This is a genomic window from Halobacterium sp. CBA1132 (genome assembly GCF_001485535.1).
GTDB lineage: Archaea > Halobacteriota > Halobacteria > Halobacteriales > Halobacteriaceae > Halobacterium.
Genome location: NZ_BCMZ01000001.1, coordinates 313,881 through 331,526 on the forward strand (window position 1 = coordinate 313,881; position 17,646 = coordinate 331,526).

At 68.1% G+C, this 17,646-nt stretch carries 22 protein-coding genes; 12 read left to right on the plus strand and 10 right to left on the minus strand.

From position 1 onward, the window contains the following. Positions 1–59: 59 nt before the first annotated feature. Positions 60–386, plus strand: coding sequence for a hypothetical protein (locus tag AVZ66_RS01585; protein WP_058981141.1), 327 nt, complete (start codon positions 60–62; stop codon positions 384–386). A gap of 14 nt (positions 387–400) precedes the next feature. On the opposite strand, the gene truD is transcribed toward AVZ66_RS01585, so the two are convergent. After that, a complete protein-coding gene (gene truD, locus AVZ66_RS01590; RefSeq protein WP_058981143.1) occupies positions 401–1,753 on the minus strand; it encodes a tRNA pseudouridine(13) synthase TruD in 1,353 nt (450 codons plus the stop codon). Positions 1,754–1,755: 2 nt separating this feature from the next. After that, a complete protein-coding gene (gene pth2, locus AVZ66_RS01595) occupies positions 1,756–2,094 on the minus strand; it encodes a peptidyl-tRNA hydrolase Pth2 (protein ID WP_058984605.1) in 339 nt (112 codons plus the stop codon). An 83-nt stretch (positions 2,095–2,177) separates the two neighbouring features. Here pth2 and AVZ66_RS01600 point away from each other — a divergent pair, with 83 nt between their 5' ends. The 3 genes from AVZ66_RS01600 to AVZ66_RS01610 are packed head-to-tail and all read left to right on the plus strand — an operon-like array spanning position 2,178 to position 4,311. Further along, on the plus strand, positions 2,178–2,792 hold the full coding sequence (locus tag AVZ66_RS01600) for a YIP1 family protein (RefSeq protein WP_058981145.1): 615 nt from the start codon (positions 2,178–2,180) through the stop codon (positions 2,790–2,792). A 32-nt stretch (positions 2,793–2,824) separates the two neighbouring features. Continuing rightward, the gene (dcd, locus tag AVZ66_RS01605; protein WP_058981147.1) at positions 2,825–3,412 is read left to right on the plus strand and encodes a dCTP deaminase; all 588 of its coding nucleotides are present in this window, start codon (positions 2,825–2,827) and stop codon (positions 3,410–3,412) included. After that, positions 3,409–4,311, plus strand: a complete 903-nt coding sequence (locus AVZ66_RS01610; RefSeq protein WP_058981149.1) for a thiamine-phosphate synthase family protein — start codon at positions 3,409–3,411, stop codon at positions 4,309–4,311. The genes dcd and AVZ66_RS01610 overlap by 4 nt, the downstream gene beginning before the upstream one ends. Here AVZ66_RS01610 and AVZ66_RS01615 read toward each other — a convergent pair. The 3 genes from AVZ66_RS01615 to AVZ66_RS01625 all read right to left on the minus strand — a co-directional run bounded on the left by AVZ66_RS01615 (position 4,303) and on the right by AVZ66_RS01625 (position 6,858). Further along, positions 4,303–5,112, minus strand: a complete 810-nt coding sequence (locus AVZ66_RS01615; protein WP_231727055.1) for a hypothetical protein — start codon at positions 5,110–5,112, stop codon at positions 4,303–4,305. The two genes, AVZ66_RS01610 and AVZ66_RS01615, sit on opposite strands and share 9 nt — an antisense overlap. A 54-nt stretch (positions 5,113–5,166) precedes the next feature. Next, positions 5,167–5,910 (minus strand): 4-phosphopantoate--beta-alanine ligase, encoded by a 744-nt coding sequence (locus tag AVZ66_RS01620; RefSeq protein WP_058981153.1) that lies wholly within the window; start codon positions 5,908–5,910, stop codon positions 5,167–5,169. A gap of 111 nt (positions 5,911–6,021) precedes the next feature. Further along, positions 6,022–6,858 carry a pantoate kinase gene (locus AVZ66_RS01625; RefSeq protein ID WP_058984606.1) on the minus strand — a complete coding sequence of 279 codons (837 nt, stop codon included), beginning with the start codon at positions 6,856–6,858 and terminating at the stop codon, positions 6,022–6,024. Between the two features lie 89 nt (positions 6,859–6,947). On the opposite strand from AVZ66_RS01625, the gene AVZ66_RS01630 reads away from it, so the two are divergent. Then, entirely contained in the window at positions 6,948–7,250 is a 303-nt protein-coding gene (locus AVZ66_RS01630) for a UPF0175 family protein (protein ID WP_058981155.1), read from the plus strand. Next, positions 7,247–7,771: a hypothetical protein gene (locus AVZ66_RS01635; RefSeq protein WP_058981157.1), complete on the plus strand. Its 525-nt coding sequence runs from the start codon at positions 7,247–7,249 to the stop codon at positions 7,769–7,771. Before AVZ66_RS01630 ends, AVZ66_RS01635 begins: the two co-directional genes overlap by 4 nt. A 299-nt stretch (positions 7,772–8,070) precedes the next feature. Here AVZ66_RS01635 and aspS read toward each other — a convergent pair whose 3' ends face one another. From aspS to AVZ66_RS01650, 3 genes are all read right to left on the minus strand, one after another. After that, positions 8,071–9,375 (minus strand): aspartate--tRNA(Asn) ligase, encoded by a 1,305-nt coding sequence (gene aspS / locus AVZ66_RS01640; RefSeq protein ID WP_058981160.1) that lies wholly within the window; start codon positions 9,373–9,375, stop codon positions 8,071–8,073. Positions 9,376–9,455: 80 nt separating this feature from the next. Beyond that, entirely contained in the window at positions 9,456–10,160 is a 705-nt protein-coding gene (locus tag AVZ66_RS01645; protein WP_058981161.1) for a phosphoglycerol geranylgeranyltransferase, read from the minus strand. A 101-nt stretch (positions 10,161–10,261) separates the two neighbouring features. Continuing rightward, the gene (locus AVZ66_RS01650) at positions 10,262–11,224 is read right to left on the minus strand and encodes a transcription initiation factor IIB family protein (protein ID WP_058981163.1); all 963 of its coding nucleotides are present in this window, start codon (positions 11,222–11,224) and stop codon (positions 10,262–10,264) included. 177 nt (positions 11,225–11,401) lie between these two features. On the opposite strand from AVZ66_RS01650, the gene rnhA reads away from it, so the two are divergent. Both rnhA and AVZ66_RS01660 read left to right on the plus strand, forming a co-directional pair. Next, positions 11,402–11,998 carry a ribonuclease HI gene (gene rnhA / locus AVZ66_RS01655; RefSeq protein WP_058981166.1) on the plus strand — a complete coding sequence of 199 codons (597 nt, stop codon included), beginning with the start codon at positions 11,402–11,404 and terminating at the stop codon, positions 11,996–11,998. Further along, positions 11,991–12,560: a hypothetical protein gene (locus tag AVZ66_RS01660; protein WP_058981168.1), complete on the plus strand. Its 570-nt coding sequence runs from the start codon at positions 11,991–11,993 to the stop codon at positions 12,558–12,560. The genes rnhA and AVZ66_RS01660 overlap by 8 nt, the downstream gene beginning before the upstream one ends. Before the next feature lie 46 nt (positions 12,561–12,606). Here the strand turns inward: AVZ66_RS01660 and AVZ66_RS01665 are convergent, their stop codons facing one another. After that, positions 12,607–12,957 carry a PadR family transcriptional regulator gene (locus AVZ66_RS01665; protein ID WP_058981173.1) on the minus strand — a complete coding sequence of 117 codons (351 nt, stop codon included), beginning with the start codon at positions 12,955–12,957 and terminating at the stop codon, positions 12,607–12,609. A gap of 223 nt (positions 12,958–13,180) precedes the next feature. Here AVZ66_RS01665 and AVZ66_RS01670 point away from each other — a divergent pair, with 223 nt between their 5' ends. The 4 genes from AVZ66_RS01670 (at position 13,181) to AVZ66_RS01680 (ending at position 16,567) form a co-directional block, all read left to right on the plus strand. Next, on the plus strand, positions 13,181–13,714 hold the full coding sequence (locus AVZ66_RS01670) for an inorganic diphosphatase (RefSeq protein WP_058981175.1): 534 nt from the start codon (positions 13,181–13,183) through the stop codon (positions 13,712–13,714). A gap of 135 nt (positions 13,715–13,849) precedes the next feature. Further along, positions 13,850–13,975, plus strand: a complete 126-nt coding sequence (locus AVZ66_RS17010; RefSeq protein WP_269432450.1) for a hypothetical protein — start codon at positions 13,850–13,852, stop codon at positions 13,973–13,975. Positions 13,976–14,023: 48 nt separating this feature from the next. Continuing rightward, entirely contained in the window at positions 14,024–15,133 is a 1,110-nt protein-coding gene (locus tag AVZ66_RS01675; protein ID WP_058981177.1) for a bifunctional oligoribonuclease/PAP phosphatase NrnA, read from the plus strand. A gap of 87 nt (positions 15,134–15,220) precedes the next feature. Further along, complete coding sequence (locus AVZ66_RS01680; protein ID WP_058981179.1) at positions 15,221–16,567, plus strand: alkaline phosphatase family protein; 1,347 nt, start codon at positions 15,221–15,223, stop codon at positions 16,565–16,567. On the opposite strand, the gene AVZ66_RS01685 is transcribed toward AVZ66_RS01680, so the two are convergent. Then, positions 16,564–17,637, minus strand: coding sequence for a tubulin/FtsZ family protein (locus AVZ66_RS01685; protein WP_058981181.1), 1,074 nt, complete (start codon positions 17,635–17,637; stop codon positions 16,564–16,566). The genes AVZ66_RS01680 and AVZ66_RS01685 overlap by 4 nt on opposite strands. Positions 17,638–17,646 lie beyond the last annotated feature (9 nt).

Sequence of the window (17,646 nt, forward strand, 5' to 3'; positions counted from 1 at the left end):
GGCCGTACTGTCGCGTCGCCGGTGGTACTTTCCGCGAGCCGGCAGTACGCTTCGGCGTGATGACGCCCTCCATAACGGCCGCCGTGCGTGGGCTGACCGTCGTCGTGGTCGCCGCGTTCCTCGGCGTACTAGGCTGGTACCTCGGCCAGTCCGGCTACACGTCGGCGCGGTTGGCGCTGTTCGCGGCACTCGGCGCGAGCGCAATCGCGGGTGCTGCCGGTGTGGTCTCGGGACGGGCGTTCGTGGCTGCCGGCGGCGCGTGCGCTCTGTTACTGCTCGGTTTCTGGCAAGCCGCGCTCTGGCTGTACGTCTTCCCTGTCGCCGGCCTTCTGGTCGTCGCCGCCGTCGTGCTCGCAGCCGACGGCGGTGCGAACGCGGCCGCCTGATACGGCGTCGCCCGTCAGAGGTCCGTCGGGTCCGTCTTCAGGTACTCGCGCAGGACGACCGTCGCGTAGCTTCCGGAGGGGAGCGCGAACTCGAAGGTCAGTGGGTCGCGTTCGACAGTGAGGTCCGGGCGGAGCAGAATTGCGCGCCGCGTCCCCGAGGAGTCGAACTCGCCCGGGAGGTCGAAGTCCTCGGGTTCGAGATCGAGTTCGCCGAGCACTGCGCGCTCGATTTCTCCGGGTTCGCCCTCGGCGAGTTCGGTGTCGGTGCCGACGAGCGGCGCGGTGACGAACGCCCGGCCGCGGGCGCAGTGGCGCGCCATCACGTCCACGCGGTCGGCGGTGACGCGCTGCTCGCGGCTGGAGTCCGGGCGCGCGACGCCTTCCGGCGCGTCCGACTCCGCGAACCAGACGACGTCGCCCTCGACGGGCTCGTGGAACGGCAGCCCGCGCTCCATCCGCTCGGCGAGCATGCGGTTGAACGCGTACGACTGGGCGGCGTGGACGAACAGCCGCTGGAGGTTCGACGGGAACGTCTCGACGGCGTCCCGGAAACTCCCGCCGTCCGCGAGTTCGTGCAGCATCGTGCGCTCGTAGCGCAGCCGGTTCGGGAACTCGTCGAGAGCACCCTCCCAGTCGCGGGTGTCCTCGACGAACCGCCGCGCGCTGCTGCTGTCCTCGGGTTCGTGCTCGCTGGGCGCGCCGAGGTACGCCATCGCCGCGCCCTCCCAGTCGTCGCGGAGGATGGCGAGACCGACCTCGTGGGTGACCGGGCGCTTGCTGCCGAAGCGCTGCTGGCCGAAGAAGTTGGGGACCGCGGGACGCGCAGCGTCCCGGTTCGAGCGAGCGGGCGACGCCCGCGAGCCCGGTTCGCCGCCGCCGAACGCCGCGAGGTCCGCGGTGACGGCGTCGGCCTGCTCGGGCGCGTCGGGGTCGCGAACGACGACGCGGAACTCGTTGCCCGCGAGGTCACCGAACTCCAGTCCGCGGCCCGCCCGCCCCACCACGTCGATGGTCGCGTCCGAAATCTCGGGGACGTCCTCGGCGTCGACGTCGCGCACGGCGAACAACTGGGTGGTGACCGCGTGGCGGTCCTTCGTCCCCGCCCACCGCACGCGCTCGCGGCTCATTTCGAGGCGGTTCGCGAACTCGCGGGCGAAGTCGTTGGTGTCCCACGACGTCAGCGTCACGCGCAGGACGAGCCACGGGTAGTCGCCCGGGTCGGCGTCGACTGGCTGGGTGTCGAACTCCTCGATTTCGGTGACGCGGAAGTCCCCGGGGGACTCGCGGAGGCGCCCGCCCGTGCCGTCGCTGTCGCTGGCGTAGTACGCCATCCCGACCGCGCGTTCGAGTTCGTGGGCCTCTCGCATCGTCAGAACAGCGAGAGGTCGCCGGTAATTTCGTCCACGTCGGCGTCCGCCGCCGGGCCGATAGCGACCGCGGTAGGCGTTCCGGGCTCAAGTTGGGTGCGGCCGGCGTCCTCGACGACCGCAGACGGCAGCCCCTTGGCTTTCGCTTCCTCCGCAATCTGGTAGAGTTCGCGCTCGCCGCTGGCCTTCACGACGACCTTCTTCTGCCCCTGCTGTTTCCACTGTCGCTGGGCGCGCTCGTCGGTGTACTCGTAGGCCTTCAGCGAGGCGTGGGATACCTGCGCGGCGAGTTTCCCCTTTCCCATCCCGATGTCCGTGCGGGCGGCGATGACCTGTTTCATGTCCGGTTGGAGGGTCGGCTCCGGCATAGCGTTGGCTACTCGCCGTCGAAAACTCGAAGGCGGAGGCGGTCGCAGCCCGCCACATGCGCCCCCGCACCCCCGTCCTCCATCCAACCGAGTACTTCGAGCGCCGCGGCTTCGACCTGCGGCCCGCACTCGTTGTCGTCGGCGTCGCCGGCCTGATTGCCGTCGCTCCCGTCGTCGCGCTCGGTGCGCTCGCGACCGAACAGTTCGCGTCCGCGGGCGGCGACGCCACCAGCGCGTTCTGGCTGTTGCTCTCGGTGTACGTCGCCATACTCCTGTCCGGTATCGTCACGTTCCCGCTCGTCACCGGCGCCGTCCTCCACGCCCTCGGCCGCGTCGTCTGCGACGGCGACGGCGAATTCGCGAACGCCTTCGTCGTCGCCAGTTGGGGGCTGTTGCCCGTCGTTCCCGTCCTGCTCGCGGTCCTCGGTTCGTTCGCTACCAGCGTGGTCGGCGCGGCGTCGGTCACGCCGCAGTCGTTTCTTGGTAATCTCTACGGGACGCTCACCGGCGACGCGTCGCTGCCCGCGCTCGCCGCCGGGTTCCTCGTCGCCGGCTGGCAGACGCGCCTCTACGGGCGCGGGCTGTCGGTGGCGTTCGACGCGGAGTCGTCGCGCCCGCTCCTCGCTGGCGGCGCGGTCGCCTACGGCTACTGGCTCCTCGCTCTCTTCTGAAACCTTTAGGCCCCCGGGCACCACCCACCGGTATGATACTCTCCGACCGGGACATCCTCGCGCGGCTGTCCGAGGGCGACCTCGTCGTCGAACCGCTCGACGACGTCGACCTGCAGGTCCAGCCCGCGAGCGTCGACGTCCGGCTCGGCCGGCGCTTCCTGGAGTTCGAGCGCGCGAACGTGCCCTGCATCCACCCGAACCGCGAGGAGGAAGTCGAGGACTACGTGACCGAGACGGTCGTCGACGACGGCGACGAGTTCATCCTCCACCCCGGGGACTTCGTGCTCGGCACCACGAAAGAGCGCGTGGAGGTGCCACCGGACCTCGTCGCGCAGGTCGAGGGGCGGTCTTCATTGGGAAGACTTGCCGTGGTAGTGCATGCCACAGCGGGGTTCATCGACCCCGGGTTCGAGGGAAAAGTGACCTTAGAGCTGTCGAACCTCGGGAAGGTGCCGGTCGCGCTCACCCCGGACATGCGCATCAGCCAACTCGTGTTCACACAACTTTCCAGCCCCGCCGAGCGGCCGTACGGCGCCGAGCGCGGGTCGAAGTATCAGGACCAAGACGGCCCGCAGGCGTCGAAAATCCGGGGCGACCGCGAGTTCGGGGGCGACCAATGAAGTTCATCGAGGAAGTCGTCGTCGAGGAGTTCCTCCCCACCTTCCGGTCGCTGCTCGCCGCGGACCTCCGCGAGCGCGGGCTCACCCAACACGAGGTCGCGGAACTGCTCGGCGTGAGCCAGTCCGCGGTCTCGAAGTACGCCCACGGCGAGGTCACTGTCAACGACGCGGTCGCCGACGACGAGCGCGTCCGTGAGACCGTCGAGCGCGTCGGCGAGGGCCTCGCCAGCGGCGATATGTCCCAAGTACAGGCGCTTGTCGAGGCGGAGGTGCTGATTCGCCGGCTGTCCGCGCGCGGCGACGTTGTCGCGGCGCTCCACGAGGAGGCGATGCCGGCGCTCGCGGAGTACGAGGGCGACTTCCGCGTCCACGACCCCGAGAGCGAGGTGCGCGTCCGCGAGCGCGTGCTCTCCTCGGTGCGACGCGGCGTCCGCATCCTCGAACACGCCAGCGGATTCGCGACGCTCATCCCCGCCGTCGGGTCGAACCTCGTGGAGTGTACGCCCGACGCTGCGGGTGTCGAGGACGTAGCCGGCGTACCCGGTCGGATTCTCGACGTGATGGGGCGCACCGAGATTCCCGCTGACCCCGAGTTCGGCGTCAGCGTCCACGTCGCCTCGGTCCTGCTCGCGGCGCGCGACGCCGGCAGCGACGCCCGCGCGTGTCTGAACGTCCACTACGACGAGGGGGTCGTCGACGAACTCGCGGCGCTCGGCTACGAGACCGTCGAGTTCGACCCGGAGGGCGAGTCGTCAGCGGCGGCGCTCGGTCCCGTCGTCGCGGACCACCCGGAGGCGGACGTGCTCTACCAGACCGGTGGCTTCGGCGTCGAACCAATCGTCTACTTGCTCGCGGACAGCGCGCCGGCGGCAGCGGAGATGGCGCGCGAACTACTGTAACGGAGCGGTCGATAGCCCCGCCGGCCCGCCGTCGAGGCGCGCGCGGACGCCGTCGCCGGCGCGGTCGAAGGCCGGTTGGGCGTCCGGCTGGACCGCCAGCACCGCGACCGCCGCGGGGAGCGTGACGGCGGCGTCGGCCACCCGGACCGTCGGGTCGAACCGCCAGCCGTCGGCCGTCTCCGCCAGCGCGTCCACGAGGTCGGCGCCAGCGACCGTCGCGAGCGCGTCGCCGATGGACGAGGCGTCCGCGGCGAAGTCGGCGCGTCGCGCGGCGTCGGCGAGGACGACTGCTTGCTCGCGTGGCGCGAGCCGCGCGTCGAGCGTGCGCGCCGTACACCGCAACAGGACGACGCAGAGGTCGTCGGGGTCGGTGGTGGCTTCCGCGGCGGCGAAGTACGCGTCCAGAATCGTGCGCTCGGCGTCGCGGTGGCCGGCCGCGCTCAACGCCTCGAACACCGCGCCCGTGACGTCGTGGCAGGCGTCCGGCAACGACGGCGCGTCCGACGGCGGCACGGGGTCGGTGCGCTCGTGGACGACGAGGTCGTAGTGGGGCGCTCGCGGGTCGTAGCGCTCCAGCGTCCGGCGGTACTCTCGGGCCAACTCGACGGCGTCGGCGGCCGTCTCGCGGTCCGCGAACCGCAGGCCGCCGACCGGGAACGGGCGCTCGCCGGTCCGCGCGCAGGCGACGTAGAAGCGGCCGTCCTCGCTGGCGAGGCCGTCGAGTCGCTCGCGCATCGTCCGGAGGTCGTCGCCCATCACGCTCCCCTCCCGTCGGCGTCGTCTGGAGTCGGTCGGTCGCACATGTATTTTAGGCCGGCCTAAAGAATCAAAAAGGTATCGGGACCGACCGAGCGCTCAGTCGAGGTCGCCCTCACGAATCCGCTGCTCGGCGGCCTCCAGCGCCGCCTCGCGGTCGAAGTTCGCGACGATTTCTTCCAGTTCCTCGCGGGAGGCGTCACGGAGCGTGCGGGCGTGCTCGGTAATCGACGGCAGCGCGCGGATGATGTTGTCGACGACTGGGACGGCAGCGCTCTGCGCGGACCGCGACATCGGGTTCAAGTCCACGACGAGTTCCGTCTTCCCCATCGCCGCCAGCGCCTCCGCGCGGTCGCCGTCTTCGAGGGGGACGAGCACCACGTCGGCGTCGTAGATGCCGTTGCGGTCCACCTTCGCGCGCTCGTGCTCCAGCCCCGGAATCCGGGCGTCAGCGGTCAGCCCCTTCACGTCCTGTGCGCCGTGCTCGCGGAGGTGTTCGGCGATGGCTTCCATCCGCTCCTCGGTGCGGTTGAAGAGGTTCACCTCGATGTCGGCGCCGACGACCTCTGCCAGCGCGACGACCTCGCCCGGAACGAGCGCCGCGACGTTCCCGTTCACCGAGAGGACGGGATGCTCGGCGAGCAGGAGGTACGCGGCAGCCGCGCGCTCGGCGTCGTTCGCGGACGGAATCGTCTCCTCCCCGAGCAGGTAGTCGAACGCCTCGCCGCGGCCCTGCGCGACCAGCCCCTGCTTCGACGTGATGCCCTTCTCGACCCCCGCCTCGATGCGGTGGCGGGTCACCAGCGAGTCGTGGCGCGGGTGGTCGGCGGGAATCTCGGTCATACTGCCTCTCGCCGCCCGTCGCGCAAAAATCGTCCGCTTGCGGGTGGCCGCTGCTCGCGGATCACTACGTTCACCGCTCACTGTAACGTGGCGCGCTAGCGGTGCGCCACGCTAGGGGTCCAGCGTCGCGCCTGCCGGATGCACGCGACACACCTCGGGGTCGTAGCCCGCGTCCGACAACCCCGTTCCGAGCGCGAACACGGTCTGTCCGAGCATCGCCATTGCCGCCTCGCCGCCCGCGTCCGCCACGGCGTCGACGGCCGCTTCGACCTCTCCGTCGAGCAAGCCGGCCTCCCGGGAGAACTCCCGCGAGAGCGCCATGAACCGCCGGAGCGTCGGATGCTCGCGGAGGGACGCGAGCGCGTCCTCGCCCGCTGCCGACAGCGTCGCCGTGTCGCCGCCGATGACGTCGCTCGTCGAGAGACCGCCGAAGGAGACGTACTCGACGCGGCCCGCGTCCGGCACGCCGTCGAGGCGGCCGTGAGCGGGCGCGCCGGGTTCGACGCGAATCGGGACGCCGCCGCGGGCCTGCGCGACCACGTCACCCAGTCCGGTTCCGGCGTCGACTTCCGCGGCGTGCGCGACCGTCACGAGGTCGTTCGCCGACAGCCCCGCGTCGAAGGCGCTGTTCGCGGCGAGCGCCGTCCCCAGCGCCATCGCGCCGGAGACGCCGAACCCCGCGCCAATCGGCAGGGACGTCTCTGCGGAGACTTCTGCAGTCGCGTCGAGCGCGTCCAGCACGCCGACCACGCTCCCGACGTCGACCTCGCGGCCGTTCAGGAGAATGCGCGTCTCGTCGCTGGGTTCGACGCGCGTCGTCACGCCCTCCGAGAGCGTGATGCCCGCGCCACGGGACCCCGTGCGCTCGGCGCTCTCGGTGCGCTCCACGCTGAAGAATCCTGTCACGTGGCCGGGCGCGAACGCCGTCGCCGCGTCGCCGTCGCTCATCGACTCGGAGTCGGAGGCGGCGAAGATTAAGTGTTGCAGTATCGGCACACGAACCTTGAAGTGTGTTTACGACGTAATAGAACGTATACATGCCATCGATTAGCGCCCGGATTCCCGACGACGAGGAAGACGACCTCGCTGAAGTCGCCGACCTCCTCAGTGAGGACAAGAGCACCACCATCCGGAAAGCACTTGCCGAAGGCCTCCACGACATCCGCGTCCGCATCGCTGTTGAGCGCTACCAGTCCGGCGACGTCTCCGTCAACGAAGCCGCGCGCATCGCGGACGTGTCGCTGGCCGAGTGGCTGGAAATCGCGCGCGAACACAACCTCACCACGCAACTCTCCTCGAAGGACCTCGAAGCCGACGCCGACAGCGCGCTCGACGTATGAGCGACGTGGTGCTCGTCGACGCGACGACGCTTATCGCGGTCGGGAGCGTCGGCCGCGTCGGCCTGCTTGCTACCTTCGACGGCGAACTCCGGGTTCCCGACCGCGTCACGGACGAAGTTACCACCGAACCCGCGTCCACGAACGCCGCGTCGTTCCTCACCGACGACCAGCGCTGGACGGCCGACGACATTCCCGAGTCGTACCGCGACGACGCGCTCTCGATACTCGGCGACGACGCGGTGACCGGCGACGCGATGCTGATTGCGGGCGTCCGCCGACTCCAGGACGAAGACCGCTCGGTTGCCGTCGTCTCCGACGACCGCCGCGTCCGCACCGTCGCGCGCGGCCTCGGTGCGACGGTCACCGGCACTGTCGGCGTCGTGGTTCGTGCCGTACACGAAGGAATGGCTGCGAACGACGCGAAAGCGTTGATTCGCGACATCGACAGCCACGGCCTCCACATGACCGGCGAACTCCGCGAAAAAGCGTTCGCGCTAATCGAGGACGCGGCCGACAGTTAGACCAACGGACGCTGCCTGTCTGGCGAGACCTGCGGTCTCGCTGACCGACAACGTTCTCCTATGGGGAGAGCCGCTGCCGGTCCTGCGAGACGCGCGGCGTCTCGCTGGCTCCCAAGTCTTCGTCCTACGGACTCAGACGTTGGCGATCCCGCGGGAACGCCGGAAGACGTTCCTGCTCACTTCGTTTCGCGGGCTGCGACTTCCGAGCCCCCGCTCGCCAGACGCGCTGTCGCCTATGGCGACAGGCGCTGTCTGTCTGGCGAGACGCGTGGCGTCTCGCTGACCGCCACCGTTCTCCCCTACGGGGAGAGCCGCTGGCGGTCTCGCGGGAACAGCACGGCTTCCCGGATGTTGTCGAGGTCGAGCATCGTCATCACGAGGCGCTCGACGCCGTACGCCCACCCGGCGTGGGGCGGCATGCCGTACTTGAACATCTTCGTGTAGTACTCGAACTGGTCGGGGTCCAGTCCCTGCTGCTTGAAGCCCTCGACGAGCGCGTCGTAGCGGTGCTCGCGCTGGCCGCCAGACACCAGTTCCATGCGCGGGTGCATCAGGTCGAAGCCCTTCGAGAGCTCCGAGTCGTCGTCGTAGTCCTGGATGTAGAACGGCTTGATTTCGCTGGGCCAGTCGGTGACGAAGTAGTGCCCGCCGACGTCGTCGCCGAGCGCCTTCTCGCCCTCCGTGGGCAGGTCGTCGCCCCAGACGAGCTGCTCGTCGAGTTCGCCGGTGGCGTTGATTCGCTCGATGGCTTCCTCGTAGGTGAGCCGCGGGAAGTCACCGGACGGCGCCTCGAACTCCTCGGCGAGGCCGAGCGCTTCGAGCTCGTCCTGACAGTTCTCCTCGACGGCGGAGTAGGCGGCCTGCAGCGTGCCCTCGCAGACGTCCATCGCCTCCTCGTGGTCGATGAACGCGGACTCGAAGTCGATCATCGTCGCCTCGTTGAGGTGGCGCGGCGTGTTGTGCTCTTCCGCGCGGAAGATGGGGCCGACCTCGAAGACGCGTTCGAGCCCGGAGCCGACCATCAGCTGCTTGAACAGCTGCGGGCTCTGGTTCATGAACGCCTCCTCGCCGAAGTACGTCACGGGGAACAGCTCCGTGCCGCCCTCCGTGCCGGTGGCGACGATTTTCGGCGTGTTGATCTCCGTCGAGCCGACGCTCCGGAAGTACTCCCGGACCGCGCGCAGCACTTCTGCGCGAATCTCGAAGATGGCCTTCGTCTCGGGCTTCCGGACGTCGAGCGTGCGGTTGTCCAGTCGCGTCGAGAGGTCCGCGTCGACTTTCCCCGAGGGGTCGAGGGGGAGCTGCGGGTCGGCCTCGGCCATCACTTGGATGGACTCGGGCGTGACCTCGACGCCGGTAGGTGCGCGCTCTTCGTCTTCGACGTCGCCGGTGACTTGGACGACGGACTCGCGCTGGACGTTGATGCCCGTCTCGACGAGGTCGTCGTCCATCTCGTCTTTCTCGAATTTGACCTGAATCTTCCCGGTCTTGTCTCGGAGGATGAGGAACGCGATGCCGCCGAGGTCCCGCACTTCGTGGACCCAGCCCGCGACCGTCGCGTGGTCGCCGGGTTCGGCGTCCGCTGTGAACGTTCGGTCCTTCATACCACCCGATTCACGAGGACCGGCCTTAAACGCCTTCATTTCCGGCGTGGTCGAACCGCCGCGAATCAGTGCCCCGTCGGCTACTCGTGGGCGTCGTTGACGCCCCGAACCGTCTCCGTGACCGCTTCGACGCCCTGGTCGTGGAGCAGGTCGCCGACGACGATGGTGTCCGCGCGCTCGCCCATCTGGTATGCCGAGTCGTAGTCGTGGATGCCGCCGCCGTAGAACAGCGTCGCGTCGTCGAGCGCGTCGTGGGCCGCGCCGACGGCCTCGGGGTCGCCGAGCATCCCCGAGTACTCGACGTACACGATGTCCTGTCCGAGCATGCGTTCAGCGACCTCAGCGTACGCCCCCACTTCGTCGGGGTCGAGGTCGCAGTCCGCGTCGGTGTACTCCGCGACGCTCGCCTCCGGGTTCATGACGATGTACGCCTCGGTGGCGGTCCGCTCCCAGTCGAGGTCGGCGATGCGGACCCACTCCTTGTGCGCGCCCGTAATCCAGAACGGGTCGCCGGCGTTCAACACGACCGGCACGAGGTAGCCGTCGAGGGCTTCGTCGTCGACGACGACTGCCGGATTCGACGGCTCCTGATAGAGCGGGACGTCGTGTTTCCGGCAGGCGTCGATGACCCGCCGCATTTTCTCTGTGGTCACGTCCATCGTGCCGCCGATTTCGATGGCGTCGGTGCCCGTCTTCGCGACATCGTCGAACGTGTCGCCCTCGGCGAGCGACTTGTCCGGGTCCACCTTCAGCACGTGGTCCCAGTCGTCCCACGGGGTAGTCATGTGCCCCCATTAAAATGGACCGGGCAAAACCCCTTCGATGCGGGTGGACTCGCACCAGCGGCGCCGCTGTGGGGTGTTGTGAGCGGAACCGGAGGCGAGAGCTAGCTGTGGATGCCCATCGCCTCGATCTGCTCCTGGTAGCGGTTCCGGATGGTAACTTCGGTCACCTGCGCGACGTCCGCGACCTCGCGCTGGGTCTTCTTCTCGTTGCAGAGCAGGGACGCGGCGTAGATTGCGGCGGCCGCGTAGCCGGTCGGGGACTTGCCCGAGAGCAGTCCCTTCTCGGCGGTCGTCTCGATAATCTCGTTGGCTTTCGCCTGCACTTCCTCGGAGAGTTCCAGTTCCGAGCAGAACCGCGGCACGTACTTCTTCGGGTCGACCGGTTTCATCTCCAGTCCGAGTTCCTGGGAGATATACCGATACGTACGCCCGATTTCCTTGCGCTCGACCCGGGAGACCTCCGAAATCTCTTCGAGACTCCGGGGGATGCCCTCCTTCCGGCAGGCCGCGTAGAGGGCGCTCGTGGCGACGCCCTCGATGGAGCGGCCGCGGATGAGGTCCTCTTTGAGCGCGCGCCGGTAGATGACCGACGCGACCTCCCGTACCGACCGCGGGACGCCGAGCGCGGACGCCATACGGTCGATTTCCGAGAGCGCGAACTGGAGGTTTCGCTCGCCGGCGTCCTTCGTGCGGATGCGTTCCTGCCACTTCCGCAGGCGGTGCATCTGCGAGCGCTTCTTCGACGAGATAGAACGCCCGTAGGCGTCCTTGTCCTTCCAGTCGATGGTCGTCGTCAGCCCCTTGTCGTGCATCGTCTGTGTGGTGGGGGCGCCGACCCGCGACTTCTCCTGTCGTTCCTGGTGGTTGAACGCGCGCCATTCCGGACCGGGGTCGATCTGCTCCTCCTCGACGACCAGACCACAGTCGTTGCAGACCAGTTCCGCGCGGTCCGAGCTCTTCACGAGGTTGTCAGAGCCACACTCCGGGCACTCCCGTACCCCCTCCTCAGACTCCTCCTGCTCTGTCGCCGTTTCTCGCTCCCGCTGGCGAGTGGACCGTGTCATCGCATTTTTATATTAGCGTTTCGCAAACGTTTAAATCCATTGCCGGTTTGGGATGTATCCCAGGCAACACAATTCTCGGCAGTTTCGGCCGGAATCGGCGCTCAACGGCCCAGAGACGGCTCAACTGGAATACGGGGATAGAAATCCATATACGGGAGGCGGGGTGACTTCGGCTTAATGCCGGTCGTAGAGTGCGACGTCGACGACGCGCGCGAACGCCTCGACGCAGCGGGCGCGTCGTTCAGCGAGGGGAACTCCGAGTACGAGCGCTGGCACGCCGACCTCGGAGGCGCCCACGCCGTCGCCTACGACGACAAACTGGTCGTGCAGGGCGGTAACCCCACGGACATCACTGCCGTCGTCGAACCCGACCGCGGTGGCCGCGTCCACGCGTACTTCGACGGCGCGAGCCGCGGCAACCCCGGGCCCGCCGCCGTCGGCTGGGTGCTCGTCTCCGGCGATGGAATCGTCGCGGAGGGCGGCGAACGAATCGGTCGCGCGACCAACAACCAGGCCGAGTACGAGGCCCTGCTGACGGTGCTGGAAGCTGCCGCGGAGTTCGGCTTCGATGAGGTCGAGATCCGCGGCGACTCCCAGCTCGTCGAGAAACAGGTCAAGGGCGCGTGGGACACCAACGACCCCGAACTCCGGGAGAAGCGCGTTCGCGCACGAGAGCTGTTGGAGCGCTTCGAATCGTGGACGCTGACCCACGTTCCGAGAGAGGTAAACGACCGCGCGGACGAACTAGCCAACGAAGCCCTCGACGATGACTGAGCTCCCAGCCGACGTAGTCGACGAAGCGGAACGCCTCACTCGCCTCGCCCGCGACGCGGTCGACGACGCCGCGGCGGCCGCGTACCGCGACCGCCGGGACGACCTGCTCGCCGAACACGGGTTCGTCCCGCGCCTGCGCGAGCGCGACGACACGCTCGTCTGCTATCCCGACGAGTGGGTCGACGACGGCACGGTCCAACTGGGCGACGTCGAAGACACCGACCGCGCGGCCGAGGTGTCGCTATCCGGGCCGGGCGAGCAGGGCGACTACGAGGAAGCCGCCGCGCGCAACGACGCCATCGTCGAGCGCGTGCGGGAGCGCCACGGCGACGTCCACGGGGACAACGCCGCGGCGTTCGCCGAGTTCATGAACAACTACTACGCGCGCCCGATGGACACCGCCGACGACCGCGAGCGCGAGGAGTTCCTCGCGGAGTACTTCCCGCGGAACGCGTGGCCGAACGAGGAGCAGCGCGAACGCGTCGAGGCGTCGCTGGAGTTGCTGTTCGAAGTCGCCGAAGACGTGGACACCGCGGAGTCGGCGCCGGCGTCCGAACAGTAGCGGCGCCGCTACGGAGTCGGTAAAATGTCGGTTCGTCGGTGAACCGTTAGTTCTCGGCGAGGATGTCGCGGACCTGCTCTTTGCGGTCCTCGTCGGTGAGGAACTTCGAGAGCGTCCACTCGAGGTCGTCGAGGACGGCGTCGAAGCCGTCGTCGGTGAGCTCGTACTGGTTGGTTCGCTTGTCGAGCTCGGACTTCTCGACGAGACCCTTGTTGACGAGGTCGTCGAGGTTCGGGTAGAGTCGACCGTGGTTGACTTCCTGTCCGTAGTAGTCTTCGAGTTCGCGCTTGATGGCGAGCCCGTAGCGGGCTTCCTCGGCGAGGACGGTGAGGATGTTCTTCTGGAACGCAGTCAGGTCGCGCACGTCCGTACGTGCAGCAGGTTGTGCCTCTGACATAGCTAACCGAAAGTCATCTGGCTATTTAACTTCTGCGAGGTGCCATTTTCGCGCCTAACGAGGGATTTTGGCAATTTTCTGCAGTGAAAACGCAAAAGTGCGACCGCTTCGGGTGGTCACGTCCGCCGCAAAACCCGCGTACAATCGACGCATGCCAACACTGCACACGACCATCGAAACGGGATAGAAAAACATATTCCGGCGCGAACGGCATCTCTGCGCCATGGCGAACCTCTGGGAAGACCTCGAAACCGGACCGGACGCACCCGACGTGATTTACGCGGTCGTCGAGTGCCTGAAAGGCGAGCGCAACAAGTACGAGTACGACAAGGACATCCCGGGCGTGGTGCTGGACCGCGTGCTCCACAGCAACGTCCACTACCCCTCGGACTACGGGTTCATCCCGCAGTCGTACTACGACGACGAGGACCCCTTCGACGTGCTGGTGCTCGTCGAGGACCAGACGTTCCCCGGCTGCGTCATCGAGGCGCGCCCGGTCGCGCTCATGAAGATGGACGACGACGGCGAGCAGGACGACAAGGTCATCGCGGTGCCCGACGAGGACCCCCGCTACGACCACATCGAGGACCTCGAAGACATCCCCCAGCAGGAACTCGACGAGATCGAGGAGTTCTTCGAGACGTACAAGAATCTCGAAGCCGGGAAGGAAGTCGAGACGCTGGGCTTCGAGGACGCCGACGCCGCGAAGGACGCAATCGAGCACGCCCAAGACCTCTACGACGAGAAGTTCGCGTAACGCTCCGCCACTCCATTCCTCCGTTTTCGCCGCCGACTAGCGGCGCCCATAACCACGGTGTATCACGCGCTGCGCCGCCGATGTGTTATGCTCATGGGTAATTATTTCCGGGGTTGTGCCCTACCGTTGGGTGTAATGGCTGCCAGTCACTCCGAGTTCGGCGTTCACCACGTCACCGTCGTTCCCACGAACTTCCAGTCCGCGGACAGCGACGACGAGGACCGAACGGACGCCGTGAGCGCGTCCGACGCCCTCCGCTGACCTGGCACGGGGCAACATACTTAACGATTCAGGTGGACTCTCGGCGTAATGCTCCCCGAGGTCGGCACGGTTTCGACGCCCGTGCTCGCGCTCGCTGCTGGCGCCGTCGCGGTCGGCGGCGCCGGCGCATACGCCCTCACGGCGGCGCTCAGGCGTCGCCGCACCGAGTCGGACGACGAGAACTTCACGCGACTCCGCGACACCATCGCTGGCCTCGAATCCGTCGCGCTCGTCGTCCCCGAGAACCCCAGCGTCGACGCGCTCGCCGCCGCTATCGGCCTCCGCGAACTCTGCACCCAGTGGGGCGTCACCGCTCGCGTGTTCGCCGAGGACGACGTCACCAGCGACGACGCCAAAGCGTTCTGCAACCTCTTCGACGTCTCCCTCGACGTCGCCGGGAACTCCCTCGACGACTACGACGGCGCGGTCGCCGTCGGCGGCGGCGGCACCGTCCCGTCGTTCGCCAACCGGCCACCCGTCGTCGCTATCGTCCGCCACCGGCCCGCGGCCGTCGACCACTCGCTCGTCCTCGACGGCGACGACGCCGGCGCGACCTCCACCATCGTCGCGCGGTTCGTCGAACGCGCGGGCGTCACCCCCGAGCAGGACGTCGCCACCGCGCTCCTCTACGGCATCCGCGCAGGCACCCGGGAGTTCCGGCGCGTGCGCTCCCGCGAGGACTTCCGCGCCGCGACGTTCCTCCAAGAGTTCGCCGACCAAGGCACCATCGACGCCTTGCGCGCGCCCGGCATGAGCGGCGAGACGTTCGACGTCATCGGCCACGCCATCGCGAACCGCGAGCGGCGCGCGAGTTTCGCGGTCACGAACGTCGGCAGCGTCCCGTCGGTGAGCGCGCTCGAAGAGGCCGCCGACACCCTCCTCCGCCTCGACGGCGTCTCCTCGGCGGCCGCGTTCGGCGTCCACGAGGACACCGTCGTCACGGCGTGTCGCGCCGACGACGTGCGCACGAGCGCGATGGACGTTCTCTCGTCGGCGTTCGACCAAACGGACGCGCTCGGCGGTGACGCCGACACCGCCACCGCACGCGTCCCGCTCGGCCTGTTCAGCCGCGTCAGCTCCGACCAACAGTCCACGCTCGACGAACTCATCGACGCCAGCACGCGCAAAGCGCTGTTCGCTTCCTTCGAGCAAGCCTGAACTGGCAAACGTGGCTGGTGTCGCTGACACCGGCCAGTTGCCGCCGTAAGACGAACCCTTTAGTGCGTCAGCGGCGACGCGGTGTGTATGGGTCTGTTCGACCGGCTCCGCGGCGACGAGGGGTCGCGAGTCGCGTTCATCGGCATCGACGGTGTCCCGTACAGTCTGATTCGGGACGAGCCCGAGACGTTCCCGAACCTCCACGACGTCATCGAGTCGGGCGGCGGCGGCGCCATCGACAGCATCGTCCCGCCCGAGTCCAGCGCGTGCTGGCCGTCGCTCACCACCGGCGTCAACCCCGGAGAGACCGGCGTCTACGGGTTCCAGGACCGCGAGATCGGCAGCTACGACACGTACGTTCCGATGGGCCGGGACGTGCAGGCCGACCGCGTCTGGGACCGCGTGACCGACGCCGGCCGGGACGCCACCGTCCTCAACGTCCCCGTCACGTTCCCGCCCCAGCGCAACGTCCAGCGCATGGTCTCGGGGTTCCTCTCCCCGGGCCTCGACAAGGGCGCTCACCCCGAGGACGTCAGTAACTACCTCGACTCCATCGGCTACCGCATCGACACGAACGCCAAGCTCGGCCACCAGGACGACAAGACCGAGTTCATCGAGGACGCCCACGAGACCATCGACGCCCGACAGGAGGCGTTCCTGAACTACGTCCGCGAGGACGACTGGGACCTCTTCTTCGGCGTGTTCATGACGACCGACCGCGTCAACCACTTCCTGTTCAAGGACTACGAGCAGGACGGCGAGTACCGAGACGAGTTCCTGGAGTTCTACGAGAAGGTCGACCGCTACATCGGCGAACTCCGCGACGAACTCCCCGACGAGGTGGCGCTGGTCGTCGCCTCCGACCACGGGTTCACCAGCGAGGACTACGAGGTCCACCTCAACCAGTGGCTCGAAGACGAAGGGTGGCTCTCCTTCGAGGACGACGACCACGACAGCCTCGAAGACATCAGCGACGACACGAAGGCGTACTCGTTCATCCCCGGGCGGTTCTACGTCAACCTCGAAGACCGCGAGCCACGCGGGAGCGTCTCCGAATCGGAGTACGAGGACGTGCGCGCGGAACTGAAGGAGAAACTCCTCGCGCTGGAGGGGCCGGACGGCGAACCGGTCGTCGACCGCGTCGTCCCCAAGGAGGAGGCCTTCGACGGCGCCCACGACGAAATCGCGCCCGACCTCGTCGCCATCCCGAACCACGGCTTCGACCTCAAGGCAGGGTTCTCGGGGGCCGACGACGTGTTCAGCGTCGGCCCGCGCAACGGGATGCACTCCTTCGAGAACGCCACGCTGCTCGCCGACGACCCCGACGTCACCGTCCCCGAGGGGACGGACCTCTTCGACATCACGCCGACGCTTTTGGACCTCCTCGACGTCGACTTCGACGCCCGCGAGTTCGACGGCGAGACGCTCGTCTAGAGGAGGTCGTCCAGTTCGTCGCTCCGGAAGTCCTCGGTGGCTTGCTCTTCCTCGACGGACTCGCTGGCTTCCTTCGCGCGCTCCATGAACTGCTCGATGCGCTCGGAGCGAGAGATACCCGACAGCAACACGAGCACCGCGATTTTGTCCGAGTCGAGCGGGAAGTCCCCGCCCCGGACCTGCATGCTGCGCGTCTCCTCTTCGACCCACGAGCGCGCCTTCTCGACGCCCTTCCGTGAGACGCGGTCGGACTCGCCCGCGACGACGACCAGCGCCGCGCCTGCTTCCGTGGTTTCGGGGACGCTCATCCCCGTGAGCAGGGACTTCCGCGCCGTGGACGTGACGACGTTGACGTTCTCACCGGCGTCGGGGGCGGCGTCCGCGCTCGCGAACCCGACCGCGGACATGTTCCCGGACTTGAGCGTGTTGATGACCTCACTGGAGTCGACGACGCTCTCCCCGACGCCCTCGACGTTCTCACCGGCGGCGAGCAGGATGCCGACGCGGCGCGCGATGCGCTCGTTGATGGCGTCGAACGCTTCCGTGACGCTCTGTCCGGTCTTGCGCCACGCGTCGTTGTCCACGAGCAGTGTCGAGTCGGCCTCCCGGACGAGCGTCTTCAGCGACCGGCCGGCGTTCGCCTGATAGATGCCGCCCTCGTCGCGGCCCGGAAGGATGCCGAGCGCGTACACCGGAATCTCGTGGACGCGCTGGAGTTCCTTCACGAGCACGGGCGCGCCGCCGGAGCCGGTGCCGCCGCCGAGGCCGGCGACGACGAAGATGGCCTCGGTCTCGGCGGTCACGACGCCGTCGAGCGCGCCGACGACCTCGCGGACATCGCTCTGCATGACCTCCGCGCCGAGTTCGTTGTCGGCGCCGACGCCGTGGCCTTTCACGCGCTCTTGGCCGACGAGCATCGTGTCGATTTCCAGCGGTTCGAGGTCTGCTTTCGCCGTGTTGACGGCGAGTGCGCCACGGACGGCGCCGTAGCCGGCTCGACGGTCTTCTTCGAGGAGGGCTTCGGTGACCTTTCCGCCGGCCTGACCGACGCCGATGAGGGCGGCTTTCATACGCCGTCC

Coding starts and splice junctions, on each gene's coding strand:
- AVZ66_RS01620 (WP_058981153.1), bottom strand. CDS start 5,910: ATGACCGAGATTCCCGCCGACCACCCGCGCCACGACTCGCTGGTGACC.
- AVZ66_RS01645 (WP_058981161.1), bottom strand. CDS start 10,160: ATGACTACCCCGTGGGACGACTGGGACCACGTGCTGAAGGTGGACCCG.
- AVZ66_RS01635 (WP_058981157.1), top strand. CDS start 7,247: ATGAGCGACGTGGTGCTCGTCGACGCGACGACGCTTATCGCGGTCGGG.
- AVZ66_RS01650 (WP_058981163.1), bottom strand. CDS start 11,224: ATGACACGGTCCACTCGCCAGCGGGAGCGAGAAACGGCGACAGAGCAG.
- AVZ66_RS01670 (WP_058981175.1), top strand. CDS start 13,181: ATGGCGAACCTCTGGGAAGACCTCGAAACCGGACCGGACGCACCCGAC.
- dcd (WP_058981147.1), top strand. CDS start 2,825: ATGATACTCTCCGACCGGGACATCCTCGCGCGGCTGTCCGAGGGCGAC.
- AVZ66_RS01585 (WP_058981141.1), top strand. CDS start 60: ATGACGCCCTCCATAACGGCCGCCGTGCGTGGGCTGACCGTCGTCGTG.
- AVZ66_RS01625 (WP_058984606.1), bottom strand. CDS start 6,858: ATGAGCGACGGCGACGCGGCGACGGCGTTCGCGCCCGGCCACGTGACA.
- truD (WP_058981143.1), bottom strand. CDS start 1,753: ATGCGAGAGGCCCACGAACTCGAACGCGCGGTCGGGATGGCGTACTAC.
- pth2 (WP_058984605.1), bottom strand. CDS start 2,094: ATGAAACAGGTCATCGCCGCCCGCACGGACATCGGGATGGGAAAGGGG.
- AVZ66_RS01665 (WP_058981173.1), bottom strand. CDS start 12,957: ATGTCAGAGGCACAACCTGCTGCACGTACGGACGTGCGCGACCTGACT.
- aspS (WP_058981160.1), bottom strand. CDS start 9,375: ATGAAGGACCGAACGTTCACAGCGGACGCCGAACCCGGCGACCACGCG.
- AVZ66_RS01630 (WP_058981155.1), top strand. CDS start 6,948: ATGCCATCGATTAGCGCCCGGATTCCCGACGACGAGGAAGACGACCTC.
- AVZ66_RS01675 (WP_058981177.1), top strand. CDS start 14,024: ATGCTCCCCGAGGTCGGCACGGTTTCGACGCCCGTGCTCGCGCTCGCT.
- AVZ66_RS01600 (WP_058981145.1), top strand. CDS start 2,178: ATGCGCCCCCGCACCCCCGTCCTCCATCCAACCGAGTACTTCGAGCGC.
- AVZ66_RS17010 (WP_269432450.1), top strand. CDS start 13,850: ATGGCTGCCAGTCACTCCGAGTTCGGCGTTCACCACGTCACCGTCGTT.
- rnhA (WP_058981166.1), top strand. CDS start 11,402: ATGCCGGTCGTAGAGTGCGACGTCGACGACGCGCGCGAACGCCTCGAC.
- AVZ66_RS01660 (WP_058981168.1), top strand. CDS start 11,991: ATGACTGAGCTCCCAGCCGACGTAGTCGACGAAGCGGAACGCCTCACT.
- AVZ66_RS01685 (WP_058981181.1), bottom strand. CDS start 17,637: ATGAAAGCCGCCCTCATCGGCGTCGGTCAGGCCGGCGGAAAGGTCACC.
- AVZ66_RS01680 (WP_058981179.1), top strand. CDS start 15,221: ATGGGTCTGTTCGACCGGCTCCGCGGCGACGAGGGGTCGCGAGTCGCG.
- AVZ66_RS01610 (WP_058981149.1), top strand. CDS start 3,409: ATGAAGTTCATCGAGGAAGTCGTCGTCGAGGAGTTCCTCCCCACCTTC.